Annotated in this window: 16 protein-coding genes; 12 read left to right on the top strand and 4 right to left on the bottom strand. The window is 70.9% G+C overall.

The genetic code is table 11. The features are described from left to right. Nucleotides 1–16 precede the first annotated feature (16 nt). The 4 genes from CGR01S_RS05875 (at nt 17) to galU (ending at nt 5,429) form a co-directional block, all read left to right on the top strand. Nucleotides 17–592: a YceI family protein gene (locus CGR01S_RS05875; protein ID WP_042423725.1), complete on the top strand. Its 576-nt coding sequence runs from the start codon at nt 17–19 to the stop codon at nt 590–592. Nucleotides 593–650: 58 nt separating this feature from the next. Then, the gene (locus tag CGR01S_RS05870; RefSeq protein WP_042423723.1) at nt 651–1,226 is read left to right on the top strand and encodes a YceI family protein; all 576 of its coding nucleotides are present in this window, start codon (nt 651–653) and stop codon (nt 1,224–1,226) included. Nucleotides 1,227–1,532: 306 nt separating this feature from the next. Continuing rightward, nucleotides 1,533–4,406, top strand: coding sequence for a valine--tRNA ligase (locus tag CGR01S_RS05865; protein ID WP_042423720.1), 2,874 nt, complete (start codon nt 1,533–1,535; stop codon nt 4,404–4,406). A 135-nt stretch (nt 4,407–4,541) separates the two neighbouring features. After that, nucleotides 4,542–5,429 carry a UTP--glucose-1-phosphate uridylyltransferase GalU gene (gene galU, locus CGR01S_RS05860; protein WP_042423718.1) on the top strand — a complete coding sequence of 296 codons (888 nt, stop codon included), beginning with the start codon at nt 4,542–4,544 and terminating at the stop codon, nt 5,427–5,429. On the opposite strand, the gene CGR01S_RS05855 is transcribed toward galU, so the two are convergent. Then, nucleotides 5,410–6,069, bottom strand: a complete 660-nt coding sequence (locus CGR01S_RS05855) for an FmdE family protein (RefSeq protein WP_042423716.1) — start codon at nt 6,067–6,069, stop codon at nt 5,410–5,412. The genes galU and CGR01S_RS05855 overlap by 20 nt on opposite strands. 186 nt (nt 6,070–6,255) lie before the next feature. On the opposite strand from CGR01S_RS05855, the gene CGR01S_RS05850 reads away from it, so the two are divergent. The 7 genes from CGR01S_RS05850 (at nt 6,256) to CGR01S_RS05820 (ending at nt 15,137) form a co-directional block, all read left to right on the top strand. Then, complete coding sequence (locus tag CGR01S_RS05850; protein WP_042423713.1) at nt 6,256–6,900, top strand: TetR/AcrR family transcriptional regulator; 645 nt, start codon at nt 6,256–6,258, stop codon at nt 6,898–6,900. A 56-nt stretch (nt 6,901–6,956) separates the two neighbouring features. Then, nucleotides 6,957–8,123 (top strand): efflux RND transporter periplasmic adaptor subunit, encoded by a 1,167-nt coding sequence (locus tag CGR01S_RS05845; RefSeq protein WP_042423709.1) that lies wholly within the window; start codon nt 6,957–6,959, stop codon nt 8,121–8,123. A gap of 15 nt (nt 8,124–8,138) precedes the next feature. Further along, the gene (locus CGR01S_RS05840; protein ID WP_042423707.1) at nt 8,139–11,318 is read left to right on the top strand and encodes an efflux RND transporter permease subunit; all 3,180 of its coding nucleotides are present in this window, start codon (nt 8,139–8,141) and stop codon (nt 11,316–11,318) included. Nucleotides 11,319–11,369: 51 nt separating this feature from the next. After that, a complete protein-coding gene (locus CGR01S_RS05835) occupies nt 11,370–12,080 on the top strand; it encodes a protein-L-isoaspartate O-methyltransferase family protein (protein WP_042423704.1) in 711 nt (236 codons plus the stop codon). Nucleotides 12,081–12,097: 17 nt separating this feature from the next. Beyond that, nucleotides 12,098–12,436, top strand: a complete 339-nt coding sequence (locus tag CGR01S_RS05830) for a rhodanese-like domain-containing protein (protein WP_042423701.1) — start codon at nt 12,098–12,100, stop codon at nt 12,434–12,436. Between the two features lie 52 nt (nt 12,437–12,488). Continuing rightward, nucleotides 12,489–13,814, top strand: a complete 1,326-nt coding sequence (locus CGR01S_RS05825) for a TolC family outer membrane protein (RefSeq protein ID WP_042423699.1) — start codon at nt 12,489–12,491, stop codon at nt 13,812–13,814. A 72-nt stretch (nt 13,815–13,886) separates the two neighbouring features. Then, nucleotides 13,887–15,137, top strand: a complete 1,251-nt coding sequence (locus tag CGR01S_RS05820) for an MFS transporter (protein WP_042423696.1) — start codon at nt 13,887–13,889, stop codon at nt 15,135–15,137. 191 nt (nt 15,138–15,328) lie between these two features. On the opposite strand, the gene CGR01S_RS05815 is transcribed toward CGR01S_RS05820, so the two are convergent. From CGR01S_RS05815 to CGR01S_RS05805, 3 genes are all read right to left on the bottom strand, one after another. Next, nucleotides 15,329–16,501, bottom strand: a complete 1,173-nt coding sequence (locus CGR01S_RS05815; protein ID WP_174435692.1) for a trans-sulfuration enzyme family protein — start codon at nt 16,499–16,501, stop codon at nt 15,329–15,331. A gap of 92 nt (nt 16,502–16,593) precedes the next feature. After that, on the bottom strand, nt 16,594–17,970 hold the full coding sequence (locus CGR01S_RS05810) for a 3-deoxy-D-manno-octulosonic acid transferase (protein WP_042423693.1): 1,377 nt from the start codon (nt 17,968–17,970) through the stop codon (nt 16,594–16,596). 9 nt (nt 17,971–17,979) lie between these two features. After that, nucleotides 17,980–19,368: a phosphomannomutase/phosphoglucomutase gene (locus CGR01S_RS05805; protein WP_042423691.1), complete on the bottom strand. Its 1,389-nt coding sequence runs from the start codon at nt 19,366–19,368 to the stop codon at nt 17,980–17,982. Between the two features lie 126 nt (nt 19,369–19,494). Here CGR01S_RS05805 and CGR01S_RS05800 point away from each other — a divergent pair, with 126 nt between their 5' ends. Beyond that, nucleotides 19,495–21,027: a DNA-3-methyladenine glycosylase 2 family protein gene (locus tag CGR01S_RS05800; RefSeq protein ID WP_042423688.1), complete on the top strand. Its 1,533-nt coding sequence runs from the start codon at nt 19,495–19,497 to the stop codon at nt 21,025–21,027. Nucleotides 21,028–21,070 lie beyond the last annotated feature (43 nt).

Below are 21,070 nucleotides of genomic sequence, written 5' to 3'. Positions count from 1 at the left end.
GCTCCTGACCACCGCCATGCTTCCATTGCGCACCTTCCTCCCCACCCTGGCGGCTGCCGCCGCGTTCGGCGCCTGCCTGCCCGCCCTGGCCCAGCAGCAGCTCGTCGCAGCGCAAAGCAGCGTCAGCTTCACGGCCAAGCAAATGGGCGTGCCCCTGCAGGGCCAGTTCAAGAAGTTCGACGCCCAGGTCGCCTTCGACCCCGCCAAGCTGGCCAGCAGCCGCATCCGCTTCACGGTGGACACCGGCAGCGCCACCATGGGCGCGCGCGAGACCGACGCCGAGCTGCCCAAGCCGGTCTGGTTCAACGTGGTCCAGTTCCCGCAAGCCACCTTCGAGTCCTCCAGCATCAAGGCGCTGGGCGGTGGCAAGTTCGATGTGGCGGGCAAGCTCACCATCAAGGGCACGGCGGTGGACGTGAACGTCCCCGTGCAGCTCGCCCAGTCGGGCAGCACCACGACCGCCACGGGCAGCCTGCCGCTCAAGCGCCTGGCCTTCAAGATCGGCGACGGCGAATGGGCCGACACCTCCATGGTGGCCGACGAGGTGCAGGTGAAGTTCTCGCTCGTGCTCACGGGCGTGGGCAAGCTCTGACCGGCCCCCGACCTTTTTCCCCCTGTTCCCTTTGTTCTTTTTCTTCAGGAGACTTCCCATGCGCATTTCCCTCCTCGCCCTGGCCGCAGCCGCCACCCTGGGCAGCAGCATCGCCCACGCCGAGACGGCCGCCTACGCCATCGACCCGACGCACACCTTCGTCACCTTCGAGATCAACCACTTCGGCGCCGCCGTGAACCGCGGCCGCTTCGACAAGAAGGAAGGCAGCGTGCAGTTCGACCGCGCAGGCAAGGCCGGCAAGGTGGAGATCAGTTTCGATGCCACGTCGATCAACACCGGCACGCCGTCCTTCGACAAGCACCTGCAGAGCGCCGACCTGTTCAACGCCGCCCAGCACCCGAAGATCAGCTTCGTGTCCGACAAGTTCGTGTTCAACGGCGACAAGGTGACGGAAGTGACGGGCCAGCTCACGCTGCTGGGCAAGACCGCGCCCGTGACCTTCAAGGCCAACCAGTTCAACTGCTACCAAAGCCCCATGCTCAAGCGCGAGGTCTGCGGCGGCGACTTCGAGGCCACCATCGACCGCACGCAGTGGGGCATGAATTACGGCATCGACTGGGGATTTGCCAAGAACGTGCGCCTGATCGCCCAGATCGAGGCCGTCAAGCAGTAAGCACCGGCCGCACCGCACGGCAACCCGCCGCCCTCCGGGACGGCGGGTTTTTTTGCGCAGCGGCGGACCCGCATGCCATGGCGCTGTGCACGAGATAGCGCCTCGCTGACCGCCGCCCCGCCGGGCCCGGCGCTGCGGCCTCCTGAGCACGACGCACCAGGCAGCCCGGCGCCGCTTCCACGCGCTGCTCGCGGCACATTGGCCACCGGGGCCTTCGCTTAAAATCGCAGGCTCCCTATCCCGCCACGCCCAGTGGCCCAACAGCGTCCCGAGAGATGCTGTTGCTCTTGACCCACCAGCGCACCCATGACCGATTCCGTCCAGCAACCCGGCCTGCAATCCCTGTCCAAGTCCTTCGAGCCCGCGCAGCTGGAGGCCCACTGGGGCCCCGAGTGGGAGCGGCGCGGCTACGGCACCGCCGGCGTGCGCGGCAGCGGCCAGCCCGATGCCAGCCAGCCCGCGTTCTGCATCCAGTTGCCGCCGCCCAACGTGACGGGCACGCTGCACATGGGCCATGCGTTCAACCAGACCATCATGGACAGCCTCACGCGCTACCACCGCATGAAGGGCTGCAACACGGCCTGGGTGCCGGGCACCGACCACGCAGGCATCGCCACGCAGATCGTGGTGGAGCGCCAGTTGCAGGAGCAGGGCGTGAGCCGCCATGACCTGGGACGCAAGAATTTCGTCGCCAAGGTGTGGGAGTGGAAGGAAAAGTCGGGCAACACCATCACCACGCAGATGCGCCGCATGGGCGACAGCGTGGACTGGAGCCGCGAGTACTTCACCATGGACGACAAGCTCTCCCAGGTGGTGACCGAGACCTTCGTGCGCCTGTACCAGCAGGGCCTGATCTACCGCGGCAAGCGCCTGGTGAACTGGGACCCCAAGCTGCAGTCCGCCGTGTCCGACCTGGAAGTCGAGAACGAGGAGAAGGACGGCTCGCTGTGGCACATCGCCTACCCGCTGGCTGATGGAAGTGGCCAGCTCGTGGTGGCCACCACGCGCCCCGAGACCATGCTGGGCGACGTGGCCGTGATGGTGCACCCCGAGGATGAGCGCTACCAGCACCTGATCGGCCAGAAGGTCAGGCTGCCGCTGTGCGACCGCGAGATCCCGGTGATTGCCGACGCCTATGTGGACAAGGAATTCGGCACCGGCGTGGTCAAGGTCACGCCCGCGCACGACCAGAACGACTATGCCGTGGGCCAGCGCCACCAGTTGCCCATGATCTGCGTGCTCACGCTGCAGGCCACGGTGAACGACAACGCGCCGGAAAAATACCGCGGCATGGACCGCTTCGCCGCCCGCAAGGCCGTGGTGGCCGACCTCGAAGCCCTGGGCCTGCTGGTCGAGACCAAGAAGCACAAGCTCATGGTGCCCATCTGCACGCGCACCGGCCAGGTGATCGAGCCCATGCTGACGGACCAGTGGTTCGTGGCCATGAACAAGGTGGGCGCCGGCGATGCCACGGGCAAATCCATCGCGCAGAAGGCCATAGCCGCCGTGGCCAGCGGCCAGGTGAGCTTCGTGCCCGAGAACTGGGTGAACACCTACAACCAGTGGATGAACAACATCCAGGACTGGTGCATCTCGCGCCAGCTCTGGTGGGGCCACCAGATTCCGGCCTGGTACGACGAGGACGGCCAAGTCTACGTGGCGCGCAACGAGGCCGAGGCACAGGCCCAGGCGCCGGGCAAAACGCTCACGCGCGACGAGGACGTGCTCGACACCTGGTACTCCAGCGCCCTCGTGCCGTTTTCCACCATGGGCTGGCCCGAGCAGGGCGACGCGGCCACCGACGACTACAACCTCTACCTGCCCAGCAGCGTGCTGGTGACGGGCTACGACATCATCTTCTTCTGGGTCGCCCGGATGATCATGATGACCACGCACTTCACGGGCCGCGTGCCGTTCAAGCATGTGTACATCCACGGCCTGGTGCTGGACGCGCAGGGCAAGAAGATGAGCAAGAGCGAAGGCAACGTGCTCGACCCCGTGGACCTGATCGACGGCATCGCGCTTGAACCCCTGCTGGAAAAACGCACCCAGGGCCTGCGCCGCCCCGAGACCGCGCCCAAGGTGCGCCAGGCCACGCAAAAGGAATTCCCCGAGGGCATCCCGGCCTACGGCGCCGACGCGCTGCGCTTTACCTTCGCGGCGCTGGCGTCGCTCGGGCGCAGCATCAACTTCGACAGCAAGCGCTGCGAGGGCTACCGCAACTTCTGCAACAAGCTGTGGAACGCGAGCCGCTTCGTGCTCATGAACTGCGAGGGCTACGACTGCGGCTTTGACGGCGACGGCAGCTGCAGCGAAGCCTATATGCACTTCAGCCAGCCCGACCGCTGGATCGTCTCCGCACTGCAGAAGGTGGAGGCCGAGGTCGCCCGGGGCTTTGCCGAGTACCGCCTGGACAACGTGGCGAGCACGATCTACGACTTCGTCTGGAACGAGTTCTGCGACTGGTACCTGGAGATTGCCAAGGTGCAGATCCAGACGGGCAGCGTGGCGCAGCAGCGCGCCACGCGCCGCACGCTGATCCGCACGCTCGAGGCCATCCTGCGCCTGGCGCACCCCATCATCCCCTTCGTCACCGAGGCGCTGTGGCAGGTGGTGGCGCCCGTGGCGCGCATCGAGGGCGCGTCCGTTGCCATTGCCCGCTACCCCGAAGCCCAGCCCGAGAAGATCGACGAAGGCGCCATCGCCTACGTCGCGCGCCTCAAGCTGATGGTGGACGCCTGCCGCACGCTGCGCGGCGAGATGGGCATCTCCCCGGCGCAGCGCCTGCCCCTGCTGGCCCTGGCCGACACCGCCGACGAGGCCGCCTTCCTGCGCGCCAACGCGCCCGTGCTGGCCAACCTGGCCAAGCTCAGCGAGGTCCAGGTGTTCGACGACGCTGCCGCCTGGGCCCAGGCGGCACAGAACGCGCCGGTCAACGTGGTGGGCGGCGCGCGCCTGGCGCTGTTCGTGGAGATCGACGTGGCGGCCGAGAAGGCGCGCCTGGCCAAGGAGGCCGCGCGCCTGGAGGGCGAGATCGCCAAGGCCCATGCCAAGCTCTCGAACGAGGCCTTCGTGGCCAAGGCGCCGCCGGCCGTGATCGAGCAGGAGAAAAAGCGCGTGGCCGACTTCAGCGCCACCCTGGCGCGCGTGCAGGAGCAACGCGCCCGCCTGGGCGCCTGAGGCGCCCGCCCTGCATGGGCCAGAGCTATCAAATGAAGAGCTTCTCGCGCTTGACTGCTGAGGTTTTCAGACTTTTTCCATTCTGAAAACCTTATGAAGAAAGCGTCAGCAGCTCATATTTCAGGAGCAGACACCATGGCCCCCAGCACCCGCGTCCGCAAAGCCGTCTTTCCCGTGGCCGGCCTGGGCACGCGCTTTCTGCCCGCCACCAAGGCCTCGCCCAAGGAGATGCTGCCGGTGGTGGACAAGCCGCTGATCCAGTACGCCGTCGAGGAGGCCTATGAGGCGGGCATCCGCCACATGATCTTCGTCACCGGCCGCAGCAAGCGCGCCATCGAGGACCATTTCGACACCGCCTACGAGCTCGAAAGCGAGCTGGAAGCCGCCCACAAGCAGGAACTGCTGGCCCTGGTGCGCTCCGTGCAGCCCGCGGACATGGATTGCGCCTACGTGCGCCAGCCGCGCTCGCTGGGCCTGGGCCATGCCGTGCTGTGCGCCGAGGCCCTGGTGGGCGACGAGCCTTTCGCCGTGCTGCTGGCCGACGACCTGATGGTGGGCAAACCTGGCGGCCCCGGCGTGATGGCGCAGATGACCGAAGCCTTTGCCAAACAGGGCCGCTCGCTGCTGGCGGTGCAGGAGGTGCCGCTGGAGCACACGCGCCGCTATGGCATCGTCCAGGGGGAAGCCGCCGGCGGGGCGCTGCTGCGCATCGACGCCATCGTGGAAAAGCCCGCGCCCGAGCAGGCGCCGTCGCGCATGGGGGTGGCGGGGCGCTACATCCTCACGCCGGCCATCTTCGGCCTCATCCGCAGCCAGCCGCGCGGCGTGGGCGGCGAGATCCAGCTCACCGACGCCATCGCCCGCCTGCTGGAACAGGAGGCCGTCTACGCCTACCAGTACGCCGGCAAGCGCTACGACTGCGGCAGCAAGGAGGGCTTCCTCGAAGCCACCGTGGAACTGGCGCTGCAGCACCCCGAGGTGGGCGGCGCGTTCCGGCAGTACCTCAAGGGCCTGGCGCTCTGAGGCCGTCCGCGCGCTCGACCTGCACCATGTGCGCATCATCGGCATGGTCGATCAGGATGGCGCGCACACGCTCCTGCCACAACTGACCGAAGCGCTCCCGCTCCGCCGCGCTGGCCTGCCCGGCGATGGCCCGCGGCAACAGGGCGCGCATCTCCGGCGGCCAGGGCACGGCCGAGGCGTCGAAGCGCACCTGCACGGCGCTGCCCGTGTCGCGCCGCCGCAGGGCCAGCTCGCCCTGCAGCTCCTGGCCGAAGGACAGCAGGCCCTGGCGCGCGAACCGGTGCGCCGGCCCCACGCCCTGGAAACCCGTTTCGGCCGCCGCGCCGGTGAGCAGTTGCACCACGCTGGCCACCACGCCCGTCACGCCCTGGTCGCGCGCATCGCGCAGGGCGGCCTCGATCTCGCCGCGCACCGGCAATTCGCTGCCATAGAGCGCGCGCAGCCCGTGCACCGCCATGAGCCAGGCACCCGCCACCGTGGGGCAGGAATGCCCGGCCAGGCGCACGGCATCCTGATACTGGTACTCCATCACGCCGCCGGGCGCAGCGCCCAGGAAGTCCGCCAGCGGGTCGCGCACGGTCAGGCGCGGGGCGTGGGCATAGAACGCGGGGAAACCCGGGGCGGGTACGGCAGGGGTCATGGCAGGGCTCGCAAGAAATGAGGCTGCGGGCAGGCCGTGCCCGCCCGCCTGCGCATCATAGACACGGGCCCGGCGCAGCCGCCCGGTGGGCCCTGCCCCGGGTGGGGGCTTTGGCGGCATTGCCTGCCAGGCGCGCTTTTGCTACATTACTAACCAGTCAGTCACTAACAAGCCCAGGTTCCTGTCTTGATCGATTCCGCCTCCGCCCCATCGTCCAGCAAGCGCGAGCGCCGCAAGGAAGCGCGGCCGGGCGAGCTGCTGGACGCCGCGCTCGACCTGTTCGTCGAGAAGGGCTACGCCGCCACGCGCGTGGAGGAAGTGGCGGCGCGCGCCGGGGTGTCCAAGGGCACGCTGTTCTTGTACTTCCCGAGCAAGGAAGAGCTGTTCAAGGCGGTGGTGCGCGAGAACATCGTGGGCCGCTTCGCCGAATGGCGCGACGAGCTGCAGCACTTCGAGGGCAGCACGGCCGACATGCTGCGCTATGGCTTTCGCACCTGGTGGGCGTCGATAGGCTCGACCCGCGCCTCGGGCATCACCAAGCTGATCATGAGCGAGGCGTGCAATTTCCCCGATCTCGCGCTGTTCTACCAGCAGGAAGTCATCGTGCCGGGCCAGCAGCTCATCCGCAGCCTGCTCGAACGCGGCGTGGCGCGCGGCGAGTTCCGCCCCGTCAACCTGGACTACGCCGTCTACAGCGTGCTGGCCCCCATGATCTTCCTCATGCTCTGGAAGCACTCGGTCAGCGCCTGTGTTCCCGCCGGCGCGGACTTCAACCCCGAGGACTACATCGCCCACCAGGCAGAGACCCTGCTGCAAGGCCTGCTGGCCTAGGGCGCCGCCCTGGCCCGCGCATCCTCCCCCCTCCCCCCATCCTCCGAGCCCTCTTCATGAAACGCTGGATTCCCTGGACCATTGCCGCCGTGGCCCTCGCCCTGGTGGCCGCGGGCGCGCTGCGCGCCATCGGCGCGCGCAAGGCGCAGCAGCAGGCGCTTTCTGCCCCCGCCGCCAAGGAGGTGGTCATGCAGATCGCCGCGGACGAGTTGTGGACCGCGCAGCGCCAGCGCCTGCCGCTCACGCTGCCCATCACGGGCACGGTGCGCGCCGTGCAGAGCGCCGTGATCAAGGCACGCGTGCCCGGCGAGCTGCAGGGCCTGGAGCTGCGCGAGGGCGACAGCGTGCGCGCCGGGCAGATCGTCGCGCGCATCGACCCCACCGAGTCGCAGGCGCGCGTGCGCCAGGCGCAGGAGCAGGCCGACGCGGCGCGCGCGCAGGTGGACATTGCGCAGCGCCAGTTCAGCAACAACCGCGCGCTGGTCGAGCAGGGTTTCATCTCGCGCACCGCGCTCGAGACCTCGCAGGCCAGCCTGAGCGCCGCACAGGCCAGCCACCAGGCCGCGCTGGCCGCCGTGGACGTGGCCCGCAAGGCCCTGGCCGACACCGTGCTGCGCAGCCCGCTGGCGGGCCAGGTCTCGCAGCGCCTGGCGCAGAACGGCGAGCGCGTGGCCGTGGAGGCGCGCATCCTGGAGGTGGTGGATCTTGCGCGCCTGGAGCTCGAAGCGCAGCTCGCCCCCGCCGACGCCGCCGCCGTGCGCGTGGGCCAGAAGGCGCAGCTCGCCATCGAGGGCACGGACCAGGGCGTGCAGGCCACCGTGGTGCGCATCAACCCCAGCGCCCAGGCGGCAAGCCGTGCCGTGCCGGTGTACCTGGCCATCGAACAGGACGCGCGCGCGCCGGCGCTGCGCCACGGGCTGTTCCTGCAGGGGCGGCTGGACGTGGGCGAGGCCGAGCGCGTCGTCGTGCCGCTCGAATCCGTGCGCATCGACCAGCCCGAGCCCTACGTGCAGGTGGTCGAGAGCGGCCGCGTGGCGCACCGCAAGGTGCGCACGCTCGAGCGCCTGCAGGCCCAGGGCCAGTCCCTGGCGGCCGTGCAAGGCCTGCCCGAGGGCGCGCAGGTGCTCGCCGGCAGCGTGGGCGCCCTGCCCCAGGGCACGGCCCTGCAACTGCCGGGGCAGGCGCCCGCCGCCGCCGCCAGCGCACCGGCCCGCCGGCCTTGAACACCAGGACGCACCATGTGGTTTACCAAGGTCAGCCTCAAGAATCCGGTGTTCGCCACCATGGTCATGCTGGCCATCGTGGTGCTGGGCGTGTTCTCCTACCAGCGCCTGAAGGTGGACCAGTTCCCCGACATCGACTTCCCCGTGGTCGTGATCACGGCGGACTACCCGGGCGCCTCGCCCGAGATCGTCGAGAGCGAGGTCACCAAGAAGATCGAGGAAGGCGTCAACTCCATCGCCGGCATCAGCGCCCTGACCTCGCGCAGCTATGAGGGCACGGCCGTCGTCATCCTCGAATTCGAGCTCTACGTGGACGGCCGCCTGGCCGCCGAGGACGTGCGCGAGAAGATGGCCACGGTGCGCACGCAGTTCCGCGACGAGGTCAAGGAGCCGCGCGTGCTGCGCTTCGACCCCTCCAGCCGCCCCGTGTGGTCGCTGGCCGTGCTGCCCGACGACTCCGTGCCCGCCGCCGAGCGCAAGAGCGCCGTGGACCTGACCACCTGGGCCGACCAGACGCTGAAAAAGCGCCTGGAGAACGTGCGCGGCGTCGGCGCCGTGACGCTGGTGGGCGCCACGCGGCGCGAGATCAACATCTACCTGGAGCCGCAGGCCCTGGAAGCCTACGGCGTGACGCCCGAGCAGGTCGCGCAGGCCGTGCGCAACGAGAACCAGGACCTGCCCCTGGGCGCCGTGCGCTCGCTGGCGCAGGACCGCATGGTGCAGATCGACGCACGCATGCAGCGCCCCGAGGACTTCGGCCGCATCATCGTCGCGCGCAAGAACGGCGCCCCGGTGCGCCTGGCGCAGGTCGCGCGCGTGCAGGACGGCCCGCAGGAGGTCGAGAGCCTGGCGCTGTACAACGGCGCGCGCACGCTGCTGCTGTCGGTGCAGAAGGCCCAGGGCGAGAACACCATCGACGTGGTCGACGGCCTCAACGGCGCCGTCGCCGCGCTGCGCCAGGAGCTGCCCCCGGGCGTGCGCCTGGAGACCATCGGCGACACCTCGCGCCCCATCCGCGTGGCCGTGGACAACGTGCGCCAGACGCTGATCGAGGGCGCGCTGCTCACCGTGCTCATCGTCTTCCTGTTCCTGAACTCCTGGCGTTCCACGGTCATCACGGGGCTGACGCTGCCCATCGCGCTCATCGGCACCTTCCTGTTCATGCACATGTTCGGCTTCACGATCAACATGATCACGCTCATGGCGCTGTCGCTGTGCGTGGGCCTGTTGATCGACGACGCCATCGTGGTGCGCGAGAACATCGTGCGCCACGTGCAGATGGGCAAGGGCGCCTACACCGCCGCCATGGACGGCACGCAGGAGATCGGCCTGGCCGTGCTGGCCACCACGCTGTCCATCGTGGCGGTGTTCCTGCCCATCGGCTTCATGGGCGGCATCATCGGCAAGTTCTTCCACGAGTTCGGCATCACCATCGTCGCGGCCGTGCTGATCTCCATGTTCGTGAGCTTCACGCTCGACCCCATGCTGTCCTCGGTGTGGCACGACCCGAGCATCCACGCCCACGGCCAGAGGCAGGCGCCCGTCACCTTCTACGACAAGACCATAGGCCGCGTGACCGGCTGGTTCGACCGCGCCACCGACCAGCTCGCGGACTTCTACCAGCGCCTGCTCGCCTGGTCGCTGGTGCACAAGCTCAAGACCCTGGCGCTGGCCCTGGGCATCTTCGTGCTCAGCATCGTCATGCTGCCGCTGCTGGGCACGGAGTTCGTGACCAAGGCGGACTTCTCCGAGACCACGGTGAACTTCTACGTGCCCGTGGGCGCCTCCATCGAGGCCACGGAAGCCAAGGCGCGCCAGGTCGAGGCCATCATCCGCGACATGCCCGAGGTGCGCTACACGCTCACCACCATCAACACCGGCGCCACCCAGGGCAAGATCTACGCCAGCATCTACGTGCGCCTGGTGGACCGCAAGCTGCGCCAGCGCAACGTGGACCAGATGTCCGCCGTGCTGCGCGAGCTCCTCAACGCCGTGGCCGGCATCACCGTGACGCACGTGGGCCTGCTCGACCCGGTGGGCGGGCAAAAGCAGATCGAGTTCTCGCTGCAGGGCCCCGACCAGCAGGAGCTCGCGCGCCTGGCGCGCGAGGTGCTCGCGCAGCTGCGCGGCATCCCCGGCCTGGTGGACCTGGACTCCAGCGCCAAGCCCGACAAGCCCGTGATCGCGCTGGACGTGCGGCGCGATGCGGCCTCCGACCTCGGGCTGTCGGTGATGCAGATGGCGCAGTCGCTGCGCACCCTGATCGCCGGGCAGACCGTGGGCAACTGGCGCGCCCCCGACAACCAGACCTACGACGTGAACGTGCGCCTGGCGCCCGAGGCGCGCACCCAGCCGCAGCAATTGGAGTACCTGCCCTTCTCCCTCACCGGCGCCGACGGCACGCCGCGCACCGTGCGCCTGGGCCAGGTGGCGCAGGTGCGCGAGACCACCGGCCCCAACCAGATCAACCGGCGCAGCCTCACGCGCGAGGTGGCCGTCAACGCCAATGCCTACAACCGCTCGACCGGGGAGATCTCGGCCGACATCCGCAAGGTGCTCGACAGCACGGTCTTCCCCCCCGGCTACCGCTACCAGTTCGGCGGCTCGACGAAGAACATGCAGGAGTCCTTCAGCTACGCGGTGCAGGCGCTGCTCATGGGCGTGATCTTCATCTACATGATCCTGGCGAGCCAGTTCAAGAGCTTCCTGCAGCCGCTGGCGCTCATGACCTCGCTGCCGCTCACGCTCATCGGCGTGGTGCTGGCGCTCATGATGTTCGGCTCCACGCTGTCGATCTTCTCCATCATCGGCGTGGTGATGCTCATGGGCCTGGTCACCAAGAACGCCATCCTGCTCGTGGACTTCGCCATCCGCACGCGCGAGGCGCACACCGACGACGCCGGCCGCACCGTGCCCGGACTGCCGCGCAACGAGGCGCTGCTGTTGGCCGCGCGCGTGCGCCTGCGCCCCATCCTCATGACCACGCTGGCCATGGTCTTCGGCATGGTGCCGCTGGCCTTCGCCCTGAGCGAGGGCGCCGAGCAGCGTGCCCCCATGGGGCAGGCGGTGATCGGCGGCGTCGTCACCTCCTCGGTGCTCACGCTGGTGGTCGTGCCCGTGGTCTATTGCTACATGGATGACCTGGCGCAATGGCTGCGCCGCCACTGGGGCAAGCCACAGGCCCCGGCGGCTTAAAATCAAGGGTTTGTCCTGACCTGCCCACCCCCCTTATTGCGGAGTCTTTCCATGAACATGCCTCTGAACACGACCGCTGACGTGAACGATCCCATCGCACACGCACGCTACAACCTGATCGAGCAGCAGATCCGGACCTGGAACGTCGCCAGCTCCCAGGTGCTCGAAGCCCTGGGCCAGGTGCAGCGCGAGCAGTTCGTGCCCGAGGCCTACCGCAGCATGGCCTTCGTGGACATGGAAATCCCCCTGCAGGGCGCGCCGCAGGCGGCCCTGCAGTCCGGCCAGTGCATGCTCAAGCCCAACGTCGAGGCGCGCATGCTGCAGGAGCTGCAGCTCGGCAAGGACGACCGCGTGCTCGAGATCGGCGCGGGCTCGGGCCACATGGCCGCGCTGCTGGCACAACTGGCCGCGCAGGTGGTGACGCTGGAGATCGACCCGGCGCTGGCCCTCATGGCGCGCCAGAACCTGGAACGCGCCGGCGTGACCAATGCCAGCGTGCGCCAGGCCGACGGGGCGCTGGACCCCATTCCCGACGGCCCGTTCGACGCCATCGTGCTCTCCGGGTCGGTGGCCGAGGTGCCCACGCGCCTGCTCGACCAGCTCGCCCCGGGCGGCCGCCTGCTGGCCATCACGGGCCAGGAGCCGGTGATGCGCGCCACGCTGGTGCGCCGCACGGGCGAGCGCTTCGACGTCTCCTACCCCTGGGACGTGAACGCCCCGCGCCTGCTGCATTTCGGCGAACCGCCGGCGTTCCGCTTCTGAGCCCGGCCTGGTGCAGCATGGTGGATCTGATTCGTCCGGGTGAGCTCGAGGACTGGTTCGCACAGGCGCCGCACGCCGCCCCCCTGGTGCTGGACGTGCGCGAACCCTGGGAGCTGGCGCTGGCCGCCGTGCCGGCACAGGGCTTCGAGCTGCTCGCCATTCCCATGGGCGGCGTGCCCGCGCGCTGCGCGGAGCTGGGCCGCGACCGGCCCATCGCCTGCCTGTGCCACCACGGGGTGCGCAGCATGCAGGTCGCCGCATGGCTGGCGCACCAGGGCTATGCGCACGTGGCCAACATCGCCGGCGGCATCGACGCCTGGGCGCTCGAACGCGACCCCGGCCTCCCCCGGTACTGAGACCGCCCCCGCGCCCCCTTCCCCCAAGGCACACCACGAAAGGCCCCCCACCATGCCCTTGTTCCGCATGCTCCCCCTCGCCCTGGCCCTGGGCGCCGCCCTGGCCCTGCCCGCCCAGGCGCAAAGCCTGCTCGAGCTCGTGGAGTCGGCGCGCTCCTACGACTCGGCCTGGCAATCGGCCCAGGCCCAGCTCGAAGCCGCGCAGCGCCGCGCCGACCAGGCCCGTGCCGGCCTGCTGCCCAGCGCCGCGCTGAGCGCCGGCGTCGCGCGCGCCGACACCGAGGTCAGCCGCCCGCCCGTGCAGTTCAACGGCACCACGCGCAGCGCCGCCATCAGCGCCGCGCAGCCGCTGTACCGCCCGGCCAACCGCATCAGCTATGAGCAAGGCCAGCGCGGCGTGGATGTGGCCCAGGCCCAGCTCGACGCCGCGCTGCAGGACCTGCTGGTGCGCGTGAGCCAGGCCTACTTCGACGTGCTCGCCGCGCAGGACACGCTCACCTTCGTGCAGGCGCAGAAGACCGCCGTGGCCGAACAGCTCGCCGCAGCCCGGCGCAACTTCGAGGTCGGCACCGCCACCATCACCGACACGCGCGAAGCGCAGGCGCGCTTCGACCTCGTGACCGCCCAGGAGATCGCCGCCGAGAACGACCTGCGCGTCAAGAAGCTCGCGCTCGACCAGCTCGTGGGCCGCAGCGATGCCCAGCCGCGCCCGCTGGCCCTGCCCGTGCAACTGCCCGGCGTGCAGCCCGCCGACGTGGCCCACTGGGTGCAGACCGCGCAAGACCAGCAGCCCGGCGTGCGCCAGGCGCAACTGGCGCTCGAAGTGGCGCGCCTGGAGACGCGCAAGGCCGAGACCGGCCACCTGCCCACCGTGGACCTGCAGGCGAGCTACGCCATCCAGCACAACCCCAACGGCACGGTCACGGCGCCCACGCTCAACACGCGCACCACCAACGCCACCGTGGGCGTGGCGCTCAACATGCCGCTGTTCGCCGGCTTTGCCGTGCAAAACCGCGTGAAGGAAACCCTGGCGCTCGAGCAAAAGGCCGAGGCCGACCTGGAGACCGTGCGCCGCAGCGTGGCCCAGGCCACGCGCAGCGCCTTCTTCGGCGTGCAGTCGGGCGCGGGCCAGGTGCAGGCGCTGGAGGCCGCCGAGGCCTCGAGCCAGAGCGCGCTGGACGCCAACAAGCTCGGCTACCAGGTGGGCGTGCGCATCAACATCGACGTGCTCAACGCCCAGAGCCAGCTCTACCAGACCAAGCGCGACCTGGCCGTGGCGCGCTACAACGTGCTCGTGGGCCAGCTCCGGCTGCGCCAGGCGGCCGGCACGCTCACGCTGGACGACGTGGCCGCCGTCAACACGCTGCTCGCCCCCTAAGCCCCCGCCGCGGCGCCGCGCCTGTCATGGCGCGGACACCGCGGCCCGGCGTTTCGCGGTAGCCTTGCGCGCATGCCCCGCGACACGCCTGCCCCTGCCACCCCCACCCCGGCCCCCGCGGCGCCGGGCACCGCCATCGCCATGCTGCTGGCGCTGACCGCGGGCTTTGCCATGAGCCAGGCGTTTCGCACCGTCGCCGCCATCCTGGCCGCGCCGCTGGCGCAGGACTTCGCGCTCTCGCCACAGGCCCTGGGCGTGTTTGCCGGGTCCTTCCACTTCGCCTTTGGCGCCATGCAGCTGTTCATGGGCATAGGCATAGACCTGTACGGCGTGCGCCGCACCGTGCTCGCCGCCTTCCCGCTGTGCATCGCCGGCGCCCTGCTGTCGGCCGTGGCGCCGAGCTATGGCCTGCTGGTGCTGGGCCAGGTGCTCATCGGCGTGGGCTGCGCGCCGGCGTTTCTGGTGTGCACGGTGTTCATTGCGCGGCATTTCCCGGCGCAGCGCTTTGCCGCGGTCTCGGGCGTGTCGATGGCGCTGGGCACGCTGGGCATGCTGTTCACCGGCACGCCGCTGGCCTGGCTGGTCGAGCAGTGGTCCTGGCGCGCGGGCTTTGGCGTGCTGGCTCTGCTCTCGCTGCTGGCCTGGGGCTGGATCTGGCGCAGCGTGCACGAGCCCGCCCCCCTGCTGGCGCCGGGCACGCAGCGCGAGCCGGTGGGCGAGGCCGTGCGGCGCTTCGCCCGCCTGTTCGCCCTGCCCCACACCTGGGGCATCGTGGTGCTGGGCGCCGTGACCTATGCGGCGCTGATCTCGCTGCGCGGGCTCTGGCTCGGGCCCCTGCTGATGCAGCGCCACGGCTTCTCGCTGGTGCAAAGCGGGCATGTGGCGCTGGCGCTGTCGCTGGTGGCGCTGTGCGGGCCCATGGTGTTCGGCCGCATCGACCCCGGGGCGGCCCGGAGGCGGCGCTGGATCGTGGCGTGCACGGCGGCCATGGCGCTGCTGTTCGCGGCGCTGGCAGTGCTGCACGACCCCTGGTGGGACGTGGCGGCCATGCTCGCCGTGGGCCTGCTCTCGGGCTTCATCGTGCTGCAGTACGCCGACGTGCGCTGCGCCTACCCCGCGGCGCTGACCGGCCGGGCGATGGCGGCCTTCACCATGGCCATGTTCCTGGGCGTGGCGGCCATGCAGTGGTTCACGGGCTGGGTCGCCTCGTGGGCCCAGGACCGCGGCGACGACCCCTTCGCCGCCGTCATGGCCTGCATCGCCCTGGTGCTCGCGGCGGCGGCGCTGGCCTTCCGCTGGCTGCCCCATCCGCCGGTGGAATAACAGGGCGGGCCGCCCCCTTGAATAGGGGTCAGATGACTATTTTCTTGTGGTCTTTTGGGGCTCCAGGGCTTATTTGGCAAGCGCCGGCAGCTCTTTTTTTGATAGCTACTGCTGTGCTTATTCATAGGCCGGAGGCCGGGTCTCGGCCCTCCGCCAAGGCCCCCAAGAAGATCAGGCCCAGAAAACCCCGCTCATCCCAACACACCCAAGGCCTGCTCCAGATCCGCCACCAGGTCATCCGGATGCTCGATGCCGACACTCAGGCGGATCATCTCCTCGGTGACGCCGGCCGCCGCCCGCGCCTCGGCCGAGACGAAGCTGTGCGTGGTGCTGGCCGGATGGCAGGCCAGGCTGTCCACGTCGCCGAGCGACACGGCCTGGGTGAAGAGCTGCAGGCGGTCGAGCACGGCCGCCGCGGCGCTGCGCCCGCCGCTGGCGAGCTCGAACGTCACCATGCCGCCAAAGCCGCCCTGCCACTGGCGCTGCGCGAGCGCGTGCTGCGGGTGGCTCTGCAGCCCCGGGTAGTGCACCGCGCGCACGGCCGGGTGTGCGGCCAGAGAGCGGGCCACGGCCAGCGCCCCCACGCAGTGCGCGGCCATGCGCAGCGGCAGGGTCTTGACGCCGCGCAGGAACAGAAACGCCTCCTGCGGCGCCAGGTTGCCGCCCACCTGGCCCAGGCCGGTGCGGCGCACCTCGCGCACCAGCGCCTCGCTGCCCGCGACCACGCCGCCCGTGGCGTCACCGTGGCCGCCGAGGTACTTGGTCATGGAGTGCAGCACGAGGTCCACGCCCAGCTCCAGCGGGCGCACCAGGCAGGGCGTGCAAAAGGTGTTGTCGGCCACGGTGGTGATGCCGCGTGCGCGCGCCGTGCGCGCGACGGCGGCGAGGTCGTGCACGCGCAGCGTGGGGTTGGTCAGTGTCTCGACCCAGACCATGCGCGTAGCGGGCGTGAGCGCCGCCTCCAGCCCGCTGGCCGTGGCGTCGCGCACCTGGATGCCCCAGCGCTCGCTGTAGGCGCGCAGCAGGCCCTCGGTGCCGCCGTAGAGCGGCCCGAGGAAGACCAGCTCGTCGCCCGGGCGCAGGAGCGCCAGCAGCAGCGCGGAGCAGGCCGCCGTGCCGCTGGCGAAGGCCACGGCGCTGGACGCGCCTTCGAGGTCGGCGAGCTTGGCTTCGAGCGCGGCCACCGTGGGGTTGGCGAAGCGACTGTAGCGGTAGCCGGGCAGCTCGCCGGCGAACAGGGCCGCGCCGCGCTCCAGCGTGCCGTAGCCAAAGGCCGTGGTCTGGGCGATGGGGGTGGCGATGGCGCCGGTCGTGGGGTCGGGGCGCTGTCCGGCATGGACGGCGCGGGTGCGCAAGTGGTGCATGGGCTCGCTCCTGGCGTGCGGGGGACGGCACATCATTGTGCTCCCATTACCATAGCGGCTTGCGCAAGCCCATCAAGCCATAGAGGCCTTTTTCATTCCAATGAACGGGCGGGCGCGCGCGCCAGCAGCCGGTGCACGGCGACGGCCGTGGCGCGCGCGGCGCCGCGGTGCGCGCTGGCAAAGGCGGCGGCGGCCTCGCACGCGGCCTGCTGCTGCGCCGTGTCGTGCACCAGGGCCAGGGCGGCCTGCACGCCCTGGGCCATGCCGTCCACGCGCCAGGCGGCGCCCGCGGCGCAGGCCTTGTCGGCGGCGTCGGCGAAGTTGAAGGTGTGCGGCCCCAGCAGCAGGGGGCAGCCGCAGGCGGCGGCCTCGATGAGGTTTTGCCCACCCAGCGGCGCAAAGCTGCCGCCCAGCAGGGCCACGTCGGCCAGGCCGTAGTACAGGGGCATTTCGCCCAGCGTGTCGCCCAGCCAGACGTCGCAGTCCGGCACGGGCTGGGCCCAGGTGCTGCGGCGCGACACCGACAGGCCCGCATCGCGCAGCAGCCGGGCGACCTCGTCAAAGCGCTGCGGGTGGCGCGGGACGATGAGCCACTGCACGCCGCGCACGCCCGCCGCTCCTGAATCCGTAGCGGCTGGCGCTGGCCCGGCGGGCATTCTGGCCAGATTTTTTTGGTATTCCTCCAGCCACAGCGCTTCCTCGCCGGCGCGCGTGCTGGCCAGCAGGACCACCGGGCGCGGCGTGGCCGCACGCCAGGCGCGGCCCTGGGCGAGCAGGTCGGCGTCGGGGCGGGCGTCGAACTTGAGGTTGCCCAGCACTGCGCGCACCGGCGCGCCGAGCGCGCGCAGGCGCCCGGCATCGGCCTCGGTCTGCGCCCAGACGGCGGTGAGCCCGCCATAGGCCGGGCGCGCCAGCCAGGGCAGGCGCAGGGCCTTGCGCAGCGATGCCGGGTTGAGCCGCGCATTGGCCAGCACCAGCGGCACGCCGTGGCGGCGGCAGCCGGCGACCAGGTTGGGCCAGATCTCGGTCTCCATGAGGATGCCTATGGCCGGGCGCAGGCGGCGCAGAAAGCGCTGCACGGCGCCGGGCGTGTCCCAGGGCAGCCAGACCTGCACGTCGCCGGGCTGCAGGAGCTGCGCGCCCTCGGCCCGGCCCGTGGCCGTGCCGTGCGTGAGCAGCAGGCGCATGCCGGGGATCTGGCGGCGCAGCGCGCGCACGAGGATGGCGGCGGCGCGTGTCTCACCGAGCGAGACGGCGTGCACCCACACCAGCGGCGCCGCGCCCATGCCGGTGCTGGGCAGCAGCACGCTGTCGAGCGCGGGTGCGTAGCGCCCGAAGCGCTCCTCCACGGCCACGCCGTAGCCCGGCTCGGCCTGGGCACGGCGGCGCAGCTTGCGCCGCAGCAGGGGCTGGACGGCCCACATCAGGGCCGAATACAGCCAGAGTGCGAGGCGCTGCGTAGCGGCCATGGGGGCCCGTCAGTGCGCGGCCGCGCCCACGCGGGCGTCGGGCTTGACGCGCGCCAGCAGGGCCAGCATGGCAGCCTCGATGCGCGCCAGCGCCGCGGGCGTGTGGCCCTCGAAGCGCAGCACCAGCACGGGCGTGGTGTTGCTCGCGCGGATCAGGCCGAAGCCATCGGGCCAGTCCACGCGCAGGCCGTCGATGGTGTTGATCTGCGCCGGGGCGGCAAAGGCCTCGGGCGCCAGGGCCTGCAGCTCGGCCGTGAGCCGGTGCGGCTCGCCCTCGGCGCAGGGCACGTTGAGCTCGGGCGTGCTGTGGCTGCTGGGCAGGCTGCTCAGCACGGCGCTGGGGTCGGCATGGCGGCTCAGGATTTCGAGCAGGCGGCAGCCGGCGTAGGTGCCGTCGTCGAAGCCGAACCAGCGCTCCTGGAAGAAGATGTGCCCGCTCATCTCGCCGCCCAGGGACGCATCGAGCTCCTTCATGCGCGCCTTGATGAGCGAGTGGCCGGTCTTGTACATCAGCGGCACGCCGCCCGCCTCGGCAATGGCGGGCGCCAGACGCTGCGTGCATTTCACGTCGAACAGAATGGTGCCGCCGGGCACGCGCGTGAGCACGTCCTGGGCGAACAGCATCATCTGGCGGTCGGGGAAGATGTTCTGGCCGTCCTTGGTGACGATGCCGAGGCGGTCGCCGTCGCCGTCGAAGGCCAGGCCCAGCTCGGCGTCGCCGTCGCGCAGAGTCTGGATCAGGTCGCGCAGGTTCTCGGGCTTGCTCGGGTCGGGGTGGTGGTTCGGGAAGTGGCCGTCCACCTCGGAGTACAGCTCCGTCACCTCGCAGCCAATGGCGCGCAGGATGGCGGGCGCCGAGGCCCCGGCAATGCCGTTGCCGCTGTCCACGACGATCTTCATGGGGCGGGCGAGCTGGATGTCGGAGACGATGCGCTCGCGGTAGGCGGGCAGCACGTCGGCCTGGCGGATGAAGCCGCCCTGGGCCAGCGTCCAGCTCTGCTCCTCGATGCAGCGGCGCAGGGCCTGGATCTCGTCGCCATAGATGGCGCGGCCCGCCAGCACCATCTTGAAGCCGTTGTAGTCCTTGGGGTTGTGGCTGCCCGTGACCTGGATGCCGCTCCTGCACAGCGTGCTGGCGGCAAAGTACAGCATGGGCGTGGTGGCGGGGCCGATGTCGATGACCTCCATGCCGCTTTCGGCCAGGCCCAGCATGAGCGCCTGCGCCAGCAGCGGGCCGGACAGGCGCCCGTCGCGCCCCACGGCGACGACGGACTCGCCCTCGATGCGGGCGGCCGTGCCAAAGGCGCGCCCCAGGCAGCGGGCGACGTGCTCGTCCAGGGTGCTGGGAACGATGCCCCGGATGTCATACGCTTTGAAGATGGCGGGAGAAACTTGCACGGCGGGAAGGCTTTCTGCGGAGCACGCAACGGCGCCGATTGTAGGGGGGCGGCCGCGCCGCCCGCACCCGAAGCAGATGTCCGGAAACGGCCAGCCGGCGCGCCGCAGCGCCCTATCATCCACACCATGCCCGAGCCCACCCCCTCCCCCGGCGCCGACCCGGCCTGCGACGCGGGCCGCTACCTCGCCCTGTGCTCGCGCGATGCGCGCTTTGACGGCCAGTTCTTCACGGGCGTGACCAGCACCGGCATCTACTGCCGCCCGGTCTGCGCCGTGCGCACGCCGCGGCGCGAGCACTGCCGCTTCTTCACCCTGGCCGCCCAGGCCGAGAGCGCGGGCTTTCGCCCCTGCCTGCGCTGCCGCCCCGAGGTGGCGCCGCAGGCGCTGGCCTGGTCGGTGCAGGACGCGCGCAGCATTCTGGCGCAGCAGGCGCTGCGCCTGCTCGACGCGCCGCAGGCCTGGAACGGCCCCGAGGGCCTGGGCGTGGCGCGGCTGGCGCAGCAGCTCGGCGTGAGCGACCGCCACCTGCGCCGCGTCTTCGAGGCGGCGCTGGGCGTCTCGCCGCTGCGGTACCTGCAGACGCGGCGCCTGCTCATGGCCAAGCACCTGCTGACGGACACGCGCCTGCCCGTCACCCAGGTGGCCCTGGCCAGCGGCTTTGGCAGCGTGCGCCGCTTCAACGCCGCCTTTGCCGCGCACTATGGCCTGAGCCCCAGCCAGTTGCGCCGCACGGGCGCGCCGGGGGCGCAGGAGGGGCTGTGCGGCAGCATCCGCCTGGGCTACCGGCCGCCGCTGGACGTGGCCGCGCTGCTGGCGTTCTTTGCCCAGCGGCAATTCACGGGCGTGGAATGCAGCGACCCGCAGAGCGGCACGCTGCGCCGCACCGTGCGCCTGCAGGCGGGCCCGGCGCTGCTCAGCGGCTGGGTGCAGGCCCGCTTTGACCCCGCACGCTGCCAGGTGCTGCTGCAGGCCAGCGAGAGCCTGGCGCCGGCGCTGGCGCAGGTGATTGCGCGCGTGCGCGCCATGCTGGACCTGGACGCCGACCCAGCGGCCATCGAGTCCGTGCTGGGGGCGCACTTTCCCGGCCGCGCGGGCCTGCGCGTGCCCGGCGCCTTTGACGGCTTCGAGCTGGCCGTGCGCGCCGTGCTGGGCCAGCAGATCACCGTCGCGGCGGCGCGCACGCTGGGCCAGCGCCTGGTGGAGCATTTTGGCGAGCCCATCGCCACGCCCTGGCCCGAACTGCAGCGCCTGTTCCCGGCGCCCGCCGTGCTGGCACGGGCCGAGGGCGAGGCGCTGGGGCAGCTCGGCATCGTGCGCCAGCGCCAGGCCGCCATCGTGGCGCTGGCGCGCGCGGTCGATGGCGGGCAGCTCGCCCTGCACCCCGGCGCCGATGTGGCCGCCACCACGGCAGCGCTGCGCCAGTTGCCCGGCATCGGCGACTGGACGGCGCAGTACATCGCCCTGCGCGCGCTGCGCTGGCCCGACGCCTTTCCGGCGGGCGACGTGGCCCTGCACAAGGCCCTGGGCGTGCAGGGCCAGCCCCAGCCGGCGCGCGCCGCCACCGCCCTGGCCGAGGCCTGGCGGCCCTGGCGCGGCTACGCCGTGCTGCGCGCCTGGGCCGGGGGCGGCACCGAGCCCGCCGCACTATCAAAACAGTAGCTGGCAGCGCTTGTCCCTTCTGCGCCAAAGGCCAAAATCGCTT

The sequence above is a fragment of the Comamonas granuli NBRC 101663 genome (assembly GCF_000739995.1).
Taxonomy (GTDB): Bacteria; Pseudomonadota; Gammaproteobacteria; order Burkholderiales; family Burkholderiaceae_C; genus Simplicispira; species Simplicispira granuli.
This window is presented reverse-complemented; position numbering and strand designations above follow the sequence as displayed.